At 70.7% G+C, this 18,559-nt stretch carries 14 protein-coding genes and 2 pseudogenes; 6 read left to right on the top strand and 10 right to left on the bottom strand.

Features of this window, described 5'->3' with window-relative positions:
* Window positions 1–133 precede the first annotated feature (133 nt).
* The 5 genes and pseudogenes from JOE53_RS00350 to JOE53_RS00330 all read right to left on the bottom strand — a co-directional run.
* Window positions 134–1,273 (bottom strand): annotated as a pseudogene (locus tag JOE53_RS00350) (ATP-binding cassette domain-containing protein); the annotation flags it as partial.
* Window positions 1,236–1,436, bottom strand: a complete 201-nt coding sequence (locus tag JOE53_RS00345; protein WP_204946426.1) for a hypothetical protein — start codon at window positions 1,434–1,436, stop codon at window positions 1,236–1,238. The gene JOE53_RS00345 and the pseudogene JOE53_RS00350, both read right to left, overlap by 38 nt.
* Window positions 1,437–1,496: 60 nt before the next feature.
* Window positions 1,497–2,075, bottom strand: a complete 579-nt coding sequence (locus JOE53_RS00340) for a DNA-3-methyladenine glycosylase I (RefSeq protein ID WP_204946425.1) — start codon at window positions 2,073–2,075, stop codon at window positions 1,497–1,499.
* A 9-nt stretch (window positions 2,076–2,084) separates the two neighbouring features.
* Entirely contained in the window at window positions 2,085–3,125 is a 1,041-nt protein-coding gene (locus JOE53_RS00335) for an epimerase (RefSeq protein ID WP_204948144.1), read from the bottom strand.
* Window positions 3,126–3,322: 197 nt separating this feature from the next.
* Entirely contained in the window at window positions 3,323–5,428 is a 2,106-nt protein-coding gene (locus JOE53_RS00330) for an acyl-CoA dehydrogenase family protein (protein WP_204946424.1), read from the bottom strand.
* Window positions 5,429–5,668: 240 nt separating this feature from the next.
* Between JOE53_RS00330 and JOE53_RS15045 the strand changes: the two genes are divergently transcribed.
* The gene (locus JOE53_RS15045) at window positions 5,669–6,343 is read left to right on the top strand and encodes a TetR family transcriptional regulator C-terminal domain-containing protein (protein WP_325168434.1); all 675 of its coding nucleotides are present in this window, start codon (window positions 5,669–5,671) and stop codon (window positions 6,341–6,343) included.
* A 106-nt stretch (window positions 6,344–6,449) separates the two neighbouring features.
* On the opposite strand, the gene recQ is transcribed toward JOE53_RS15045, so the two are convergent.
* The 3 genes from recQ to JOE53_RS00310 form a co-directional block, all read right to left on the bottom strand.
* Window positions 6,450–8,471 (bottom strand): DNA helicase RecQ, encoded by a 2,022-nt coding sequence (gene recQ, locus JOE53_RS00320; RefSeq protein WP_204946423.1) that lies wholly within the window; start codon window positions 8,469–8,471, stop codon window positions 6,450–6,452.
* A gap of 147 nt (window positions 8,472–8,618) precedes the next feature.
* Window positions 8,619–11,300, bottom strand: a complete 2,682-nt coding sequence (locus JOE53_RS00315; RefSeq protein WP_061681077.1) for a DEAD/DEAH box helicase — start codon at window positions 11,298–11,300, stop codon at window positions 8,619–8,621.
* A 58-nt stretch (window positions 11,301–11,358) separates the two neighbouring features.
* Window positions 11,359–12,207, bottom strand: a complete 849-nt coding sequence (locus tag JOE53_RS00310; protein ID WP_036289692.1) for a glycoside hydrolase family 3 N-terminal domain-containing protein — start codon at window positions 12,205–12,207, stop codon at window positions 11,359–11,361.
* Between the two features lie 99 nt (window positions 12,208–12,306).
* On the opposite strand from JOE53_RS00310, the gene JOE53_RS00305 reads away from it, so the two are divergent.
* The 5 genes and pseudogenes from JOE53_RS00305 (at window position 12,307) to JOE53_RS00285 (ending at window position 16,770) form a co-directional block, all read left to right on the top strand.
* On the top strand, window positions 12,307–12,681 hold the full coding sequence (locus JOE53_RS00305) for a GNAT family N-acetyltransferase (protein WP_036289690.1): 375 nt from the start codon (window positions 12,307–12,309) through the stop codon (window positions 12,679–12,681).
* Window positions 12,678–13,482 (top strand): annotated as a pseudogene (locus JOE53_RS00300) (pirin family protein). Before JOE53_RS00305 ends, JOE53_RS00300 begins: the two are co-directional and overlap by 4 nt.
* Window positions 13,483–13,530: 48 nt before the next feature.
* Window positions 13,531–14,091: an ECF transporter S component gene (locus JOE53_RS00295; RefSeq protein ID WP_204946422.1), complete on the top strand. Its 561-nt coding sequence runs from the start codon at window positions 13,531–13,533 to the stop codon at window positions 14,089–14,091.
* Between the two features lie 85 nt (window positions 14,092–14,176).
* Window positions 14,177–15,952: an ABC transporter ATP-binding protein gene (locus tag JOE53_RS00290; RefSeq protein ID WP_204946421.1), complete on the top strand. Its 1,776-nt coding sequence runs from the start codon at window positions 14,177–14,179 to the stop codon at window positions 15,950–15,952.
* The gene (locus JOE53_RS00285; RefSeq protein ID WP_204946420.1) at window positions 15,949–16,770 is read left to right on the top strand and encodes an energy-coupling factor transporter transmembrane component T family protein; all 822 of its coding nucleotides are present in this window, start codon (window positions 15,949–15,951) and stop codon (window positions 16,768–16,770) included. The genes JOE53_RS00290 and JOE53_RS00285 overlap by 4 nt, the downstream gene beginning before the upstream one ends.
* Here JOE53_RS00285 and JOE53_RS00280 read toward each other — a convergent pair.
* Together JOE53_RS00280 and JOE53_RS00275 are read right to left on the bottom strand one after the other, a co-directional pair.
* Window positions 16,763–17,188, bottom strand: a complete 426-nt coding sequence (locus tag JOE53_RS00280) for a GIY-YIG nuclease family protein (protein WP_061681085.1) — start codon at window positions 17,186–17,188, stop codon at window positions 16,763–16,765. The two genes, JOE53_RS00285 and JOE53_RS00280, sit on opposite strands and share 8 nt — an antisense overlap.
* A gap of 207 nt (window positions 17,189–17,395) precedes the next feature.
* The gene (locus JOE53_RS00275; RefSeq protein ID WP_204948143.1) at window positions 17,396–18,559 is read right to left on the bottom strand and encodes an acyl-CoA dehydrogenase family protein; all 1,164 of its coding nucleotides are present in this window, start codon (window positions 18,557–18,559) and stop codon (window positions 17,396–17,398) included.

Genomic DNA, 18,559 nt, shown 5'->3' with positions numbered 1-18,559 from the left:
CGTATTCATTTGCGTGGCGTCGGGACCTGTTGCTGAAGCAGGCGCACACGTCGTGCAGACCCGGATAGCCTACGTCACGAAATCAACGGCTGCGTGGCCTTGCGCATGGGGAGAACTACCCACTATCGGATCGTCATGCTCCGACGTAGGTAGCCAGATGACGAGCCGTGAGCGTCTCACCCGTGGCGATCAGGTCCTCAGGTGTTCCCGCGAACACGACTCGACCACCCTCGCGACCGGCGCCCGGACCGACGTCGATGATCCAATCGGCGTGCGCCATGACCGCCTGGTGGTGCTCGATCGCGATCACCGAGTTGCCGGCATCCACGAGACGATCCAGCAACGCGAGCAGGTTGTCGACGTCGGCGAGGTGCAGGCCGGTCGTCGGCTCGTCGAGAACGTACACGGCGCCGGGCTTGGCCATCGCGATCGCGAGCTTCAGACGCTGCCGCTCACCGCCTGACAGCGAGGAGAGCGACTGGCCCAGCGTCGTGTAGCCCAGCCCGACGTCGATCATCCGCCGCAGGACCGCGTGGGCCGGCCCCGTGCCGACGAAGGGGGCAGCCTCGTCGGCCGACATCGCCAGCACCTCCGCGATCGTCTTGCCCTGCCACCGGTACTCGAGGACGGTGTCGCTGAACCCGCTGCCGCCGCACAGCTCGCAGCGGGTCTCGACACTCTGTGTGAACCCGAGATTGGTGATGATGACACCGAGGCCTCGACACGCGGCGCAGGCGCCTTCGGAATTGGCGCTGAACAATCCGGGCTTGACGCCGTTCGCCTTCGCGAACGCGTTGCGGATCGCATCCAGCACACCGGTGTAGGTCGCCGGATTCGAACGGCGCGAGCCTTTGATGGCCGTCTGGTCGACGACGACGACGTCGTCGAACGCCGGCAGGCTGCCGTGGATGAGCGACGACTTGCCCGATCCCGCGACTCCCGTGACGACGGTGAGGATGCCGAGGGGCACGTCGACGTCCACGGAACGCAGGTTGTGCAGACTGGCGCCGCGGATCTGCAGTGCGCCGCGCGCCGTACGCGTCGCAGTCTTGAGTCGCGCACGGTGATCGAGGTGGGTGCCAGTGAGCGTTCCCGAGGCACGAAGCCCCGCGACGTCGCCCTCGTACACGATGCGTCCACCGGCGCGGCCCGCACCGGGTCCGAGGTCGACGACGTGGTCGGCGATGGCGACGACCTCGGGCTTGTGCTCGACGACGAGAACCGTGTTGCCCTTGTCACGCAGGAGCAGGAGCAGGTCGTTCATCCGCTGGAGTCCCGAAGACGAGACTCGACTTGCCCGAGCCGCTGACGCCGGTGAAGACCGTGAGCCGACGCTTCGGGATCTCCACGTCGACGCCCTGCAGGTTGTTCTCGCGTGCGCCCACGACGCGGATGAGGCCGTGGGAGTCGGCGACGTGTTCGGATGCCGGTGTCATGGCGACAGTCTGCCGCGAGGGTGCGACGTCGCACAGTCCCGCGTCGACCCGCTCGCGCGTTCACACCGCGCGATGACACCCCGCGAGGTGATCGTCGACCATCCCGGCCGACTGCATGAGTGCGTACATCGTCGTCGATCCCACGAAGCGGAAGCCGGCGGCACGCAGCGCCTTCGAGAGCGCATCGGATGCCGCCGTCACGGCCGGCACGTCGGCGAACGCGACCGGACGCTCGCCCTCGGCCCGCACCGGCGGCGCGAACGACCACATGACATCGTCGAGCGCACCCGGCTCCATCTCCCGCACCAGGCGGGCGTTGCCGATGGTCGCGAGGATCTTCGCGCGGTTGCGGATGATCCCGGCATCCGCCATCAGCCGCTCGACATCGTTTTCGTCGAACTCCGCGACCACGGCGGGCTGGAAGTTTGCGAACACCTCGCGGAATCGGGGGCGCTTGCGCAGGATCGTGATCCACGACAGCCCCGCCTGGAAGCCCTCGAGGCTCATCTTCTCGAAGAGGGCGCAGTCGCCGTGCAGGGGACGACCCCACTCCTCGTCGTGGTAGCGCCGGTACTCGGCGTCGTCGCCCACCCAGCCGCACCGGAGCAGGCCGTCCGGGCCTTCGCGCAGATCATCCACTCGGTCAGGCTAACCGCGGGCGCCGACATCCCCGCCGACGCCGGCGCGGGCGCCGCGCGGGGCGGCTGATGCGAGACTCGCTCGCAGCGCCTCCTCCAGGTCACGGTGCGCGAAGACGAACCCGGCCGCGGTCAGCCGCTCGGGGACGACCCAGCGGCTCTTCAGCACGAGCTCCGGCTCGGTGCGCAGCAGCCACATCGCCGGCTCCAGCATCCAGCGGACGGCGGGCACCCCGAAGGGAGCGCCGACGATGCGCCGCAGTGTGCGCATGAGCGTGCGGTTGTCGGAGGCCTGCGGCGCGACGACGTTGACGACGCCGGCCAGCTCGTCACGCTCGATCAAAAAGTGCATCGCGGCCACGACGTCGTCGATGTGCACCCAGCTGAAGCGCTGGCGTCCGCGGGTGCGGTGGTGCGGCGCGCGCCCGTCGCCGCTCGGATGCGGCCCGATGCCGCGGTAGCGGCGGTGCTGCAGCCACCAGCCGTCGCGCTGAGATCCGCCGAGGCCGAGGCGGGCGAGCGTCGTCAGCATCCGGGTGGCGGGGCCGTCGCCCAGCACGATCGCCATCCGCATCGCGACACGGCGCGTCTGCGGAAGCTCTCCCGCGAAAAGCTCCTCCTCCCACGCCCGCGCCACGTCGACGGAGAATCCCGTGCCGAGCTCACCGGCATGCTCGGTGTGCGGGGCATCGGTGCGGTGCCGGTAGATCGTGGCGGTGGACGCGTTCAGCCACACGGCCGGAGGCGACGACGCCGCGGCGATCGCCGTCCGCAGGGCGCGCGTCGTCTCGATGCGTGAGCGCAGGATCTCGTCGCGGTTGCGGTCGGTGTAGCGGCAGTTGACCGACTTCCCCGCCAGGTTCACGACGACCTCGGCTCCCTCGACGGCTCTGACGAGTGCGGCGGCGTCGTTCCAGGCCACCCCGGCGGTGCGACCGACGACCGTGACCTCGTCGCCACGAGCGCGCAACGACTCGACGACGGCCCTCCCGATGAAGCCCGACGCCCCGGCGACGACGACGCGCCGCCGTGTCTGCTCGTGCACCGGCATCCGCTTTCTGAACATGTTCAAAACAAGCTACCCTCGGAGGCATGAGCGCGTCCAGTGGTGCGGCCGTCTCCCGCGACGTGCCGCAGCTTCACCTACGAACTCCGCAGAATGCACGAACTCCGCACGATGCGGGCGCAATCGTGCGGAGTTCGTGACATTCTGCGGAGTCGGCGGGGCAGGCAGCCTCCGCCGCGCGGCTACTTCTTCTTAAGCGACTTCTCCGAGACGGGGGCCTCGCCGGAGGCGGCGAGATCGGCGTAGTACGCCCGCGCCTCGCGCTGGCGCTCCTGCTCGACCCCGGAGGCGATGGGTGCGCGCACGTGCTCCGGCTCGAACGCGAACGCGTCGACGAGGTCCTGGGCGTGGGGGCGCAGCCGCAGCAGCAGGCGGTCGATGTACTTCGAGACGGATGCCGCGCGCTGCGCCGACAGTCGGCCGTTGATCAGATACCAGGCGAGGTGCTTCTCGATGAGGTGCAGACCGAACAGATCGCGCAGCCACCCCAGCACCTGCGCCGTGCCGGGATCGGAGATGCCGGCGATGCCGTCGCTGAACGCCTCCCACTGCAGCAGCTCGCCGTGTGCCCGCGCCGCCTCGATCAGCGCGGCCTGATTGGCATTGAAGATCGCCGCCGCCTCGGCGGGCGATGCCTTGGATGCCGGGCGCAGCCGCCCGGCGATGTCTTCGATCATCTGCCGCACGCGCTCCGCGAGCAGCTCGTGCTGCTGCTCGGCCCGCAGCCCGAGCTCGACCGAGCGCGCGGTGGAGCCGAAGTCGGTGACGGCCTGACCGAGCTGGCGCAGCCCCGCCCCGTGGAACACCTTGCCGGCGGTCTGCTTCGCGGCGAAGGACGCGAGCTTCGCGGCATCCGCGCCCTTGAACTGCTTCGCGAAGTCGTTGAGCAGGCGCTTGCCGACCAGCTGGAGCAGGACGTTGTTGTCGCCCTCGAAGGTGACGTAGACGTCGAGGTCGTGGTGCAGCCCGACGAGACGGTTGTCGGCCATGAAGCCCGACCCGCCGCAGGCCTCGCGGCATTCCTGGATGGTGTCGAGAGCGTTCCACGTGGACAGGGGCTTGAGCGCGGCGGCGAGGGTCTCGAGGTTCTCGCGCTCGTCGGGGGTGTCGGTGCGTCCGCTGAACACGCCGTCGAACGTACGCAGCAGCTCGTCGTTCGCGAAGAACTGCGCGTACACCTGCGCCAGTCGGGGCAGCAGGCGCCGCTGGTGCTTGCCGTAGTCGAGCAGCACCACCTCGTCGCTGCCCGACCCCGAGTCGAACTGGCGACGCTGACCGGCGTAGGTGATCGCGATGTGCAGCGCGAGCGCGGTCGCGGTCGTCGCCGCGCCGTCGAGCGAGACCCGGCCCTGCACGAGCGCGCCGAGCATGGTGAAGAAGCGGCGTCCGGGGCTCGGGATGTCGGAGCTGTAGGTGCCGTCGGCGGCGACATCGCCGTAGCGGTTCAGGAGGTTGAATCTCGGGACGCGAACATGGTCGAACGCCAGCCGTCCGTTGTCGATGCCGTTGAGCCCGCCCTTGACCCCGTCGTCCTCGCTCTGCACGCCCGGCAGCATGTTGCCCTCGTCGTCGCGGATGGGGACGAAGAAGCAGTGCACGCCGTAGTTGACGCCCCCGGTGATCAGCTGAGCGAACACGGTCGCGGCCCGACCGTGCACGGCGGCGTTGCCGAGGTAGTCCTTCCACGCGCCGCGGAACGGCGTGTTGATGACGAACTCCTCGGTCTCCGGGTCGTAAGTGGCGGTCGTGCCGATCGCGGCGACGTCGGAGCCGTGCCCGATCTCGGTCATCGCGAACGCACCCGGCAGCGTCAGCTCGATCACGTCGCGCAGCCACGCCTCGTGGTGCTTCTCGGTGCCGAGCTGGTAGATCGCGGAGCCGAACAGGCCCCACTGCACGCCGGACTTGATCTGCAGCGACGGGTCGGCGAGCACGAGCTCCATGAAGCCGGCGAGGTTGGCTCCGTTGTCCTCGAGGCCGCCGTACTTCTTCGGGAACGCGCGCCGCGACCCGTTGTTGTCGACGAGGATCTGCAGCTGGCCGAACACGCGTTCGCGATGGTCGGCGACCGACAGCCCTTCGATCTTCCAGAGCGCCGGATCCTTGATCATCTCGCGGGCTTCGCGCCGGGTCTGCGCCCACGTTCCCAGCAGCAGATCGGTGACCGTGTCGACGTGGATGCGCGGCTCGTGGGCCTCTGCGGCGGTGTGTGCCGCGGTCGGGGCTCCGCCGGCGGGCGTTCGCGTGTTCGTGGCGGGCTTCTTCGGACGGACGGCGGCGTCGGTCATCGGCGTACCTTTCGACAGCGGACAGGAAAACTCATGCTCGACGGTAGGAGCGCGTACGGCGGCTCGCAAAACGCTTGCGCGCTGCCCACAAAGCGGCGCGCCTCCGCGGCATCCTCCCCTGTGTGAGACCCACACCCACGTTTTGTGAGACCGAGTTCCACCGTGGCTCCCCGCGAAAGCCACGGCGCCTCCGCACGGGCACGAGCGCCCGGTGCCGTCGCATCGGATGCGCTCGAGGCCGTGACCGAAGCGGAAGAGCGGGTCGGCGGTGTCGAACGGGACGTCGGGACGCGAGGCCTTCACCGCGTCCATCGACCGCGGCAGATCGAACGGGAGCTTGCCGCGCACCGGCGCCCGGCCCGACAGCACGCCGAACAGCGCGGCAGTGCCGGCGCCCCAGTTCGCGGTGAGACTGACGCCGAGCGCGGCGAAGGCCGTGAGGATCGCGGGACGATCGAGGAAGACGTGTATGCGGCGCTCGTCGGCGAAGGCTCCACCCGGGGACACCCCGCCCACGCCGCGATGCGCGAGCGCTACAGCCGGCTGCGCGAGGTGTTCGTCGCCCAGCTGTCCGAAGCCCGCACCGTCGGCGCCGTGCATCCCCGCCGCGACGGTCACGGTGAGGCCATCCGCATCGCGGCCGTCTGGGACGGCCTGCAACTGCTCCAGCTCTACCTGCCCCGGCGCATGGACTTCGCGCAGCGCTTCGCCGCCACGATCGACCATTTCACCGCCGTCCTCCGCGCGGCGCAGCGAGATGGTGACCTGCCGCCGCACCGCGATCCCGCGCGTGAGGCGATGCGGCTCGTCGCACTGTGGGACGGCTTGCAGTACCAGTGGCTGTACGACCGCGAGAGCGTGGACGTGGCCGCAGAGCTCGCCGCCCACCTCGATGACATCCTCCCCCGGGGCTGACCGAGGGGCGCGGGGCGCGGGTGGCCTGCGGACTACGGCTCGCATCGGATTCGGTCGTCGCTGCATGGACGGGCACCCCGCTGAGCCCGCAACTCGCGCACGCGCGTCAGTGCGCGGCGATGACCGCGAGGACGCCCTCGCCGTAGGCCTCGCGCTTCTTCGCGCCGATGCCCGTGATGCCGTCGAGCGCCGCGATGGATGCCGGGCGCTGCTCGGCCAGCGCCCGCAGCGTCGCATCGCCGAAGACGATGTACGCGGGCACGCCCTGTTCCTTCGCGACCCCGGCGCGCCAGGCGCGAAGGGCTTCGAAGAGGTCGCGGTCACCGTCGGCGATGGCGTCGGACGCCGCGGCCTTGCGGACGCGCGCCGCACCCCCGCCGCGCCCGAGGACGTCGCGGCGCAGCGGCACCGGGCTCTCCCCGCGCAGCACCGCCGCGCCCTCGTCGCCGACCGCGAGCACGCCGTACTCGCCACGGGCGACGATGACGCCACGGGCGAGCAGCTGTCGGATGACGCTGCGCCAGTCCTGGTCGCTGAGGTCCGCTCCCAATCCGTAGGTGGCGAGCGCGTCGTGGCCCTGCTGACGGATGCGCTCGGTCGATGCTCCGCGGAGGATGTCGACGAGGTGCCCGGCGCCGAACGCCTGGTTGCGCTCGCGCTGCAGCCGCACGATCGTCGACAGCAGCTTCTGCGCGGGAACCAGCCCGTCCCAGGTGTCGGGGCTGTCGAGGCAGGTGTCGCAGTTGCCGCACGGCTCGGAGCTCTGCCCGAAGTAGGCGAGGAGGTTCTGCCGACGGCACGACACCGTCTCGCAGAGCGCGAGCATCGCGTCGAGGTGCTGGCCGAGCCGCATCTTGTACGACCGCTCGCCCGGCGATTGGTCGATGAGACGCCGCTGCTGCACCACGTCGCCGAGCCCGTAGGCCATCCACGCGATGGCGGGGTCGCCGTCCCGGCCGGCGCGACCCGTCTCCTGGTAGTAGCCCTCGACCGACTTCGGCAGGTCGATGTGGGCGACGAAGCGCACGTCCGGCTTGTCGATGCCCATCCCGAACGCGATCGTGGCGACCATCACCACGCCGTCTTCGCGAAGGAAGCGCTGCTGGTGGTGGGCGCGCACCGCGGCATCCAACCCCGCGTGATACGGCAGAGCGTCCACGCCCTGCGTGCGCAGATACTCGGCCGTCTGCTCCACCGACTTGCGGCTGAGGGCGTAGACGATCCCGGCAGAGCCGGCCGGCTGGGCGCGAACGAACTGCAGCAGCTGACGGCGCGGATCGACCTTCGGCTCGATGCGGTACTGGATGTTGGGCCGGTCGAAGCTCGCGACGAAATGCCGTGCGTCGGGCAGGCGCAGCCGCTCGGTGATCTCCTGATGGGTCGCGCGCGTGGCCGTCGCCGTGAGCGCCATGCGCGGCACCCCGGGGAAGCGTGCGCTCAGATCTCCGAGCGCGAGGTAGTCGGGACGGAAGTCGTGACCCCACTGACTGACGCAGTGCGCCTCGTCGATGGCGATCACACTGAGTGTGCCCCGCTGCAGCAGGGCACTCGTCGCGGGAGCGCTGAGGCGTTCGGGCGCGACGTAGAGCAGGTCGAGCTCGCCGTCGAGGAAGTCCTGCTCGACGCCGGCACGTTCGGCCGCATTCTGGGTGGAGTTCAGGTACGCCGCCCGCACACCGTTGGCCCGCAGGGCGTCGACCTGGTCGTGCATCAGTGCGATGAGCGGGCTGATCACGAGCCCCGTGCCGGGACGAACGAGCGCGGGCACCTGATACGTGATCGACTTGCCGCCGCCGGTGGGCATGAGCACCACGGCGTCGCCGCCCGCGACGACGTGCGCCACGATGTCGGCCTGATCGCCGCGGAACTCGTCGTAGCCGAAGACCTCCTTCAGGACGGCCTTCGGGTCGGACGCAGAGGCGGCTCGCGGCGCGGCCGGGCGGGCGGGTGCGGTGGCGGCCGGGTTGGCGGCCGGTGCCGCGTCCCGTGTCGCGCGAGCGAGCGCACCGGCATACCCGTCGTACTCCGGCGGCGGTGGGGCGTCGGCGTCGTCGGGCGGAGTCAGCTCATCCACATCCCACGGCACGTCCGCGTAGGGGTCGTCGTACCGATCGGTGGCTGCACTCACCCGTCCAGGCTAGCCGCGGCATCCGACACTCGACGCCGTCCTCCCCACCCGCCCCGCGAGCCGTCGTGATCGCACCGAGCCGCCACGACAGACGATGGTGGCTCGCGCGGAACATAGCGGCTCGCGGGTGGTGGAGGTGGGAGGGGGCTACAGCCGCACGAGCTCGATCACGCGGACGACGGCGGCGCCCTCCTCGACGGAGGCCGCGAGATCGACCTCGGCCCGGATGCGCCAGTCGTGGTCGCCGGCCGGATCGTCGATCGTCTGCTCGACGCGCCAGAGGCCGGATGCCGCCGCATCCGCCGTGTCGATCACGCAGAGCCGCGGCGAACGGGCCGGCCCACCGGTGAGGATCTCGTCGTGCTCGTCGTAGTAGCGGTCGAGGGCTTCGGGCCAACCGACCTCGGGGTCGAGGGCCACCAGCGCGTCGTCGTCCTGCAGAGCCGCGAGCTGCACCCGCCGAAAGAGCTCGTTTCGCACGAGCACCGTGAACGCGCGCTCGTTCGTGAGGATGGAGGGCGGCGCCGGCGGCACGACCGGAGCGCCGTCCTCGGGCAGCACCGCCGTCGGGTCGATGAGCGCCGACCACTCGTCGACGAGACTCGAGTCGACCTGGCGCACGAGTTCGCCGAGCCACTCGATGATGTCGCGCAGCTCGTCGGTTCTCGCATCAACGGGAACGGTCTGGCGGATCGCACGGTCGGCGTCGGACAGGTAGCGCAGCACCAGTCCTTCACTGCGGGACAGCTGATAGAAGGAGACGTATTCCGCAAACGACATGGCCCGCTCGAACATGTCGCGGACCACCGATTTGGGGCTCAGCTCGAAGTCGCGCACCCAGGGCTGCGACGAGGCGAACACCTCGAAGGACTGCGTCAGCAGGTCGGCGAGCGGTTTCGGGTAGGTGATCTCCTCGAGCAGCGCCATGCGCTCGTCGTACTCGATGCCGTCGCGCTTCATGGCGGCAACCGCCTCGCCCCGGGCGCGGTACTCCTGCTGCCCGAGAATGGCGCGCGGATCGTCGAGTGTGGCCTCGATGACGCTCAGGACATCGAGGGCGTAGTGGCCGGTGCCGACACCACCCGCCGCGGCGGTCGCCGGGGCGGTCGCTGGGGCGGGCTGTTCATAGCTCCGGAAGGACGACGTAGTTTCGTTGGAATCGGACGCTGTGGGCTCCTCGGCGGCGAGATCTCCGGAGTTGTGAACACGCGCCCCGGCGCCCGGAGCCACGTCGTCGTCCGGCGACAGCAGTTCGATGGCGGCGAGCGCGAAGGGCGACAGCGGCTGATTGAGGGCGAAGTTCGGCTGCAGGTCGACGGTGAGCGCGATGCGAGGGCGCGATGGCGCGGAGCGGTCGATCTCGACGATCCCGGCATCCACGAGCGTGCGGAAGATCGCGATGGCGCGTCGGGCGAGGGCGAACCGACGCGCGGCCGGCTCGTGGTTGTCGAACACGAGTGCGCGCACGTGGCCGAAGACGTCTCCCCCGCGGCCGATGACGTTGATCAGCATCGCGGCGGTGAGCTTCAGCTGCGGCACGAGCGGCTCGGGAGCGGCAGAGATGAGCCGCTCGTACGATCCCTCTCCCCAGTTGACGACGCCGGTGGGGGCCTTCTTGCGGACGATCTTCTTGCGCTTGGCCGCGTCGTCGCCGGCCTTCGCGAGCGCGACCGCGTTCTCGATCTCCCACTCGGGCGCCATGACCACGACATTGCCGTAGGTGTCGTAGCCGGCGCGCCCGGCACGGCCGGCGACCTGGTGGAACTCGCGCGCGCTGAGCTGGCGCATCTTCGTGCCGTCGTACTTGCTCAGCGCCGTGATCATGACGGTGCGGATGGGCACGTTGATGCCGACTCCGAGGGTGTCGGTGCCGCAGATGACCCGCAGCAGCCCGCGTTGGGCGAGAGTCTCGACGAGTCGCCGGTAGCGCGGCAGCATGCCCGCGTGGTGCACGCCGATGCCGGCCCGAACGAGCCGCGACAGTGTCTTGCCGAAACCCGTCGTGAAGCGGAATCCGCCGATGGCGTCGGCGATCTCGTCGCGCTGGGCGCGTGTGGTGAGGGTGACGGATGCCAGGGCCTGCGCACGCTCGAGGGCCGCCGCCTGTGCGAAGTGCACGATGTAGACCGGCACCTCACGCTCGTCGACGAGCATCGTCAGCACCTCGTGCACGGGCCGGCGCTCGTACGAGAAGTGCAGCGGCACCGGCCGCTCGACGCCGGTGACGAGCGCCACGGGGCGCCCGGTGCGGCGCTCGAGGTCTTCGGCGATCGGCGTCACGTCGCCGAGGGTGGCCGACATCAGCAGGAACTGCGCCTGCGGCAGCAGCAGCAGCGGCACCTGCCACGCCCATCCCCGGTCGGGGTCGCCGTAGTAGTGGAACTCGTCCATGACGACCTGATCGACCTGCGCATCCGCGCCGTGGCGGAGGGCGATGTTGGCGAGGATCTCCGCGGTGCAGCAGACGATCGCGGCATCCGGATTCACCGACGAGTCGCCGGTGACCATGCCGACGTTCTCGGCGCCGAACACCTCGACCAGCGCGAAGAACTTCTCACTGACCAGCGCTTTGATCGGCGCGGTGTAGTACGAGCGGCCGCCCGCGGCGAGGCAGGCCGCGTGAGCGGCGATCGCGACGAGCGACTTGCCGGTGCCCGTCGGTGTCGACAGGATGACGTTGGCACCCGAGACCAGCTCGATGACGGCCTCGTCCTGCGCGGGGTACAGTGCCAGCCCGCGGCCGGCGGCCCAGGCGACGAAGCCCTCGTACGCGGCATCCGCCGTCGCTCCGACGGGCACGAGGTCGGTCAGTGCCGCGGGCGAGGTCATTCCCCGAGTCTGCCAGGCGCGGCGGCGCCCGCGGTCGCGCGGCGCCGCGGCGGTGCGGTCAGGGGCGCGCAGCCTTGGCGGCGAGCACGTGCCGCGCGGCGTCGTCCACACGCTGCGCGAACGCGGGATCGGCCTGCGCTTTGGCGAGCACCGCGTCGTACATCTCCGCGAACACGCTCGGATCGGTCGATGCCAGCACGACGTCGACCCCGGCGCTCAGCGCGAGCACTGCGCGATCGGCCGGCCTCCACGCCTGCACCGCCTGTGCCGCGGAGAGGTCGTTGGTGACGATCATCGCGTCGGGCCCGACGAGCGACCGGGCGAGGCCCACCACCGTCGGTGAGAACACCGCCGGTGCAGAGGGGTCGATGTTCTGGTAGATCGCGCTCGAGACCATCACGGCGGCGGGGCCGCCCTGCAGCAGACGGCGGTAGACGGCGACGTCGGGGCCGTCCGCGGTGACGGTCGTGTCGACCACGTTCGCGGTGGTGTCGGTGTTGGCGGTGACGTGACCGAGCCCCGGGACGTGCTTGAACACCGGCATGACACGCGAGGCCCGCATCCCGTCGGCGAACGCGCCGGCCTTGGCGACCACCGTCGCCTCGTCGTAGCCGTACTGACGGCCGAGGGCCCCGATGGGCGGATTGTCGAAGCGGGTCGCCTCGCTCGTGACGATGTCGACGACGGGCGCGAGGTTCAGCGTGACACCGGCGGCGGCGAGCTGCTGTCCCCACGTCGTGGCCGATGCGCGCAGCTGTTCGTCGGGCAGGTCCGCCTGCCGGATCGCGAACGGCGACGGGCCGTAGGCGCCGCAACCGGTCAGCGCGACGGCGATGGCGGCGGCTGCCGCGGCAGCGCGCAGGGCGCGCGCGCGGGGTCGCGAACGGCGGCGGGTGAGGGATGTCACCCCGCCATCCTCCCGATTCGCGCCTCGCAACGACAGGCCTGGTGTCGCGGCCCAGACCCGGCCTACGGTGGGAGAACACCTGCACACGAAAGGGACGTCATGAGCGACGACATCCGCATCGCCCGCAACGACGACGCCGACCGCTACGAGATCCTCGTCGACGGCCGGGTCGCCGGTTTCACCGAGTACGAAGCGGATGCCGAGGGCCGCCACGTCTTCCCGCACACGGAGATCGACCCCGCCTACGGCGGACGCGGGCTCGGCACGAAGCTCGTCGCGGCGGCGATGGAGGGTGAGGCCGCACGCGGGATGAGCGTGGTGCCGGTGTGCCCCTTCGTCGTGCGATACCTGCAGAAGAACGAGGTGCCCGGCCTCGCTGTCGCGTGGCGCGAGGGTGACGTCGAGGCGGCGGCCCACGCGTCGACGGCAGAGCCGACCCCGGGCGACGAAGGAGTCGGGTCGTCCCGAGCATGACCAGGCTCGACGACGCCGCCCCCGGCCTGGCCTGACCTGCCGAATGCGACGGCCCTCGCGCACTTGCTGCTCGAAGCCCGCGAGGTCCCTCTCGGAGGCGTGCGTGCAATGGAGGTGCACCGCAGTCTGCCCCAGCGCGCCCTGCCGATGGTCGGCGTCTGGTGCTTCCTCGATCGGTTCGGTCCGCAGACGGCGCGCATGCGCGTGGAACCGCACCCCCACATCGGCCTGCACATGGTGCCCTGGCCGCTCGTGGGCGAGGTGCGCCCCCTCGACGGCGGGCCGGACGCCGGCGGCGCCACGGCGACGGTCGTCGTCGGCGACTTCGCCGGCGCACGCTCGCCCGCGACGATGCACACGCCGATCGTCGGCGCCGAGATCCACGTGCCCGCGGGATCGCGTGTGCGCCTCCCGCTCGATCCGGTCTGGGAGTACGCCCTCGTCGGCGTCGCCGGAGTGCCCGAGGTGCACACGGCGCCGGATGCCGCGACCGCTCTCCCCGACCAGGGACTGCTGTACCTCGGCATCCATCGAGACGGTGTCGAGGTCAGCGCGCAGCGCGAGACGACACTGTTCCTGCTCGGCGGCGAGCCGTTCGAGTCGGACATCGTCATGTGGTGGAACTTCGTGGGCCGCTCACACGATGAGATCGTCGCCGCGCGCGAGGCTTGGGAGAGCGAAGCGGACGACACCGAGCGCGCCGACGCGCGGTTCGGGCACGTCATCGGACACGACCGTGAGCGGGTGCCGGCGCCTCCGCTTCCGGCGGTGCGACTGACTCCTCGACGCCGCACGGTCTGAGGGTTTTTCCCAGCCCGGGCTCCGCGAGCGCGCAGCTACGCTGGAGGCGTGGCCCGAAACACCGTCCTGTCGACGCGCGTCCTGCTGGTGTGCGCGGCGATCGGCGTGGCCACCGGCATCCTGGGCGGCATCGCCGGACTCGTGACGCCGATCGTCCTCTCCGTGCCCGGTCTGGCCATCGTCTATGGCCTCGTGCTCGGCGCACACGTGCTCCCCGGCATCATCGCGCAGGAGGTGCTGCGCCTGCCCCTGGTGGCTGTGCTCACGCACGTCCTGGCCGCACTCGTCGCCAGTGCCTTCGCGCCGATCTGGACCACGCGTTTCCTCGGCACGGCGCTGCTGTTCGGCGCGATCCAGGAGGGTGTGGCCGCCCTCACCCGCTACCGCGCGTGGGGTGCGTGGCGGTTCTTCATCTCCGCGGCCGTGATCGGTGTGCTCGTGGCGGTCGTGGTCTTCTTCGCCGCGCACCTGAGCGCCTACCCGCTCTGGGCCCAGATCGCCTATCTCGCCCTGTCGGTGTGCGGACCGGTGGCCTGGACGGCGATCGGACTCAGCGTCGGCGCGTCGCTGCGTCGAGCCGGAGTCGCACGGCAGACCGCTCGGCGCTGATACGGGGTTCCGGACAGGAGCTAGGTGGGAGAAGTTAGGTTCGACTAACCTGAGGGGAGACCCCCGACCGATCCTGGGACGAACCGTGACCACTGCTGAGTCTGGAGCGGATGCCGCGGTGCCCGATACCCGCGCGTCCGGTGCTCTGCTGAGCGTGCGCGATCTCGGCATCCGTCACGACGGCGCGGATGCCGAGGCTCCCGCCGGCGCCTCGTTCGTCGTCAACCGCGGCGAAGTGGTGCTGCTTCTCGGTCCGAGCGGGGCCGGGAAGTCGACGCTGGCGCTCGCGCTCAACGGGCTCGTCCCCCACGCGGTGCCGGCGACCGTGCGCGGACGGGTGGAGGTCGACGGTCTCGACACCGCCGAGACCCCGGTGTCGGTGCTGAGCACGCGAGTGGGCATGGTGTTCCAGGATCCCGACGCGCAGCTGGTGACGGGAACCCTCCTCGACGAAGTGGCCTTCGGCCCCGAGAACCTGCGTCTTCCCGTGGCGGACGTGCTGGAGCGCGCGGAGGAAGCCCTGCGCCGGGTCGGCCTGTGGGACCGGCGGCACGAGAACCCCGACCGTCTGAGCGGAGGCGGCCGCCAGCGCCTCGCGATCGCGTGCGCGCTCGCGATGGGCTCACCGCTTCTGGTGCTCGACGAGCCGACGGCGAACCTCGACCCGCAGGGCGTCGAAGAGGTCTACGCGACGCTCGGCGCGCTGGTCGCCGCCGGTGATCGCGCGATCGTGCTCGTGGAGCACAACCTCGACGCCGTCGTCGGCATCGTCGACCGGGTCGTCGTGCTCGACCGCACCGGGCGCACCATGGCCGACGGCACGGTCGACGAGGTGCTGCGCGCCCGCGCCGCCGAGCTGCATGAGATGGGGGTCTGGCTGCCCGTCTCGACCCTCGCCGCACTGCGTCTGCGCGCCGCGGGATGGAGGCTCGATCCTCTGCCGCTCGACCCGACCGAACTGCGCACCGCCCTCGACGCGGCGGACGCACCGGCCGGCTCGCCCGCGGCATCCGTCCCTTCCGCAGCCGATGTGGCGCCGGTCGCCTCCGCAGAGCCGTTGATACGTGTCCGCGGGCTGCGCACTCTGCGGGGTCGTCGCGAGATCCTGCACGGCATCGACCTGAATGTGGCGGCGGGCGAGTTCGTCGCCATCGTCGGCGCGAACGGCGCGGGAAAGACCACGCTGCTGCAGTCGCTCGCGGGAGTCGTCCCGGTGCCGCGGGGGCAGGTGGTGCTCGACGGCATCGACGTCGCGCGCAGCGATCCGCGCGAGCTGTCGCGGCGGATCGGCTTCGTGTTCCAGAATCCGGAGCACCAGTTCATCGCACACACGGTGTTCGACGAACTGGCGCACGGCCTGCGGCGGCAGCGGCTCGCCGAGAACGAGGTGCGCGAGCGGGCCTTCGATGTGCTTCGCCGGTTCGACCTCGACGGCAAAGCCGACGTGCACCCCTTCCTGCTCTCCGGCGGGCAGAAGCGGCGCTTGTCGGTGGGCACCGCTCTCGTCGCCGGTGCGCCCGTGCTCGCCCTCGACGAACCCACGTTCGGTCAGGATCGGGCGCGGGCCGACGAGCTCATGGATCTGCTGGAGGGCCTGAGCGCCGACGGCACGACGATCCTCGTCGTCACCCACGACATGCAGCTGGTCACCGAACATGCGCATCGCACGATCATCATCGGCGACGGACGCGTGGTCGCGGATGCCGCGACCGCCGCGGTCTTCGCGGACGACGCCCTGGTGCGCGCGGCGGATCTGCGTCAGCCGCCGCTGCGACGCGCATTCGCGGGGATGACACGGCATCCCTCTCTCGCCGGCGTCACGCGCCTCGCCGACCTGCCTGCTCCGGAGACGGCACCGTGAGCGCGGCGATCACCGATCCGTGGGCGACCGCCGACCGCGAGAACGCGCGTGCGCTGGAGCGCATCAATCCCCTGGCGAAGCTTGCGGCGCCGCTGCCCGCGATGGTGCTGCTGGTGTTCACCCGCGATCTCGCCACCCCGCTGGCCTTCATCGTGATCGCCTACGTCATCGTGCTCCTCGGTGCGCGACTGACCGCTCGGGTCATGCTGCTCTTGTTCGTCGCACTCCCCGCGGCGGCCGTCGTCATCGGAGCGTCGATGAGCCTCTGGACCGACCCCGCTCGCGTCGGCGGCACGGTGCTCGCGCACGTCGGCTCGTGGACCTGGACCAGTGGAGCCCTGGCGGTCGGGTTCGCGACGGGGCTGCGACTGGCCGCGATCGTCGCGCTCGCGCTGATCGCGGGGCTGACGACCACCGGCCCCGACCTTGTGCGGGCGAGCGTGCAGCAGCTGCGCGTGCCGTACCGGGTCGGCTACACCGCGTTGGCGGCCTTCCGCTTCGTGCCGCGGTTCGGGCACGAGCTCGACGTGATCCGTCAGGCTCACCGGGTGCGCGGATCGCATGGCGGCCGAGGGCCTTTTGCCGCGATCGCCCGCTGGTGGGGCTATCTCGTGCCGCTTCTCGCAGGCGCGATCCGCCACGCGGAGCGCGTCGCGCTGTCGATGGATGCCCGCGCCTTCGGCGCCCACCCCGACCGCACCGAGCGTCACCTCGTCCCGTGGCGGGCACGCGACACCGTGTTCGTCGTCACGTTCTGGCTGGTGAGCACCGGCATCCTCATCGCCCTCTTCCCCTGGACCCCGCCGTCGGTCAGCTGACCGCGCCGCGGAGAGCATCGGCGACCCAGCGCGCATAGCGATGCCAGGGCGGGATGCCGTCGGCGAGCGCCACCGCGTGCGCGCGGAGTTCCGGCGCGGCACGGAACCACTCGCCGCCCTCGCGGAGGTGCGCGAACTGCACATGACGCGCGCGATCGACCGCGCGCCCGCCGGGCTCGAATGCGAGCAGCTCCTGATGCCAGATCGCGGCGAGGCGCTGGCGCGGTTCGCGACTGGTGCCGATCTTGATGCGCTCGCCCCACCGCACGTAGTAGACGACGTCGACGCGCGGGCGCGGCAGGTCGGGATCGGGGCTGTCGCCGAGGCGCCACCCGCACACCGGGCAGGTCAGGATGCCGCCGGCATCCGCCTCTGGCCGTGCGAGCCCGCACAGCACGCACTCCTCCCGCCGCGACACACCCGCACGCTATCGCCCCCCGCCGACACCCGCCCCGCCCACGCCGCCCCCGCCCCCGCCCGCGGCCCGCGGCCCGCGGCCCGCGAGACACCGTCTGCGCACCGAAACACCGGTTGTGGCCAGGTGTCTCGGTGCAGAACCGGTGTCTCGCGGACGAGGAGGGATGCCGCGGGAGCGCGGGCGGGCGGATCAGCGGGCGCGGGCGGATCAGCGCTTGCCGACGATCTGTCGCGACACGATGTCGCGCATGATCTCGTTCGTGCCGCCGTAGATGCGGTGGACGCGAGCGTCGAGGTAGGCGCGGGCGATGGGGTACTCGGTGATGTACCCGTAGCCTCCGTGCAGCTGCACGCCGATGTCGAGCAGCTCCGCCTCGCGATCGGTCGACCAGAACTTGACCTTCGCCGCCTCCTCGGCGGTGAGCTTCTTGTCCTTGTAGAGCATCATCGCGCGGTCGTTGTAGGTCCACATGACGTCGACCGTCGTGGCCATGTCGGCGAGAAGGAACCGCGTGTTCTGGAAGTCGGCGATCCGCTCACCGAACGCCTCCCGGCTGAGCACGTAGTCGCGCGTCCACGCGAACGCGGCCTCGCCCGCCGCGGCGGCCGCGACACCGATGGACAGCCGCTCGAGCGGCAGGTTCATCATCAGCTGGATGAAGCCCAATCCCTCCTTGCCGCCGATGAGGTTCGCCTCGGGGACGAACACGTCGGTGAAGCTGAGTTCGGCGGTATCCCACCCGTGGAAGCCCATCTTCTCGAGCTTCTTGCTGTGGTCGAAGCCCTCCATGCCGTCCTCGAGGATCAGCAGGCTGAAGGCATCCGGGCGGTTGCCCTCGCCGGTCTTCACGAACGTGACGACCATGTCGGCGGTCTTTCCCGACGAGATGAACGTCTTCGCACCGTTGACGAGGTAGCCGCCGTCGACCTTCTTCGCGGTCGTCTTGATGCCGCGCAGGTCGCTGCCCGCGCCCGGCTCCGTCATCGCGAGCGCCCCGAGGATCTCGCCGGTCGCCATGCCGGGCAGCCACTTCTCCTTCTGCTCCTGCGTCCCCATGTGCACGATGTACGGCACGGCGAGGTCGTCCTGAATGCCGAAGGCACCGGCCAGGGACCCCTGTCCGGCGCCGATGGTCTCCTCGAGCACGATCGAGCGGAATCGATAGTCCTGCAGCATGCCGGCGCCGCCGAACTCCTCGGGAACGCTCAAGCCGATGATGCCGGCCTCGCCGGCGGCGAGCATGGTGGCGCGGTCGATCTCGCCGTCCGCCTCCCACTGCTTGCGCTTCTCTTCGGTGGCGAAGCGCTTGAGGAACTCCTTCACGACGTCGCGGAACGCCTCGTGGTCCTCGTCGTAGATCTCGCGCTCCAT

Origin of the sequence: Microbacterium laevaniformans, from assembly GCF_016907555.1 — a bacterium.
Taxonomy (GTDB): Bacteria; Actinomycetota; Actinomycetes; order Actinomycetales; family Microbacteriaceae; genus Microbacterium; species Microbacterium laevaniformans.
This window is presented reverse-complemented; position numbering and strand designations above follow the sequence as displayed.

Excerpts from the sequence above, each read along its gene's own strand:
- JOE53_RS00345 (WP_204946426.1), bottom strand. The coding sequence starts at position 1,436 with ATGACACCGGCATCCGAACACGTCGCCGACTCCCACGGCCTCATCCGC.
- JOE53_RS00335 (WP_204948144.1), bottom strand. The coding sequence starts at position 3,125 with ATGCCGGTGCACGAGCAGACACGGCGGCGCGTCGTCGTCGCCGGGGCG.
- JOE53_RS00330 (WP_204946424.1), bottom strand. The coding sequence starts at position 5,428 with ATGACCGACGCCGCCGTCCGTCCGAAGAAGCCCGCCACGAACACGCGA.
- JOE53_RS00315 (WP_061681077.1), bottom strand. The coding sequence starts at position 11,300 with ATGACCTCGCCCGCGGCACTGACCGACCTCGTGCCCGTCGGAGCGACG.
- JOE53_RS00305 (WP_036289690.1), top strand. The coding sequence starts at position 12,307 with ATGAGCGACGACATCCGCATCGCCCGCAACGACGACGCCGACCGCTAC.
- JOE53_RS00275 (WP_204948143.1), bottom strand. The coding sequence starts at position 18,559 with ATGGAGCGCGAGATCTACGACGAGGACCACGAGGCGTTCCGCGACGTC.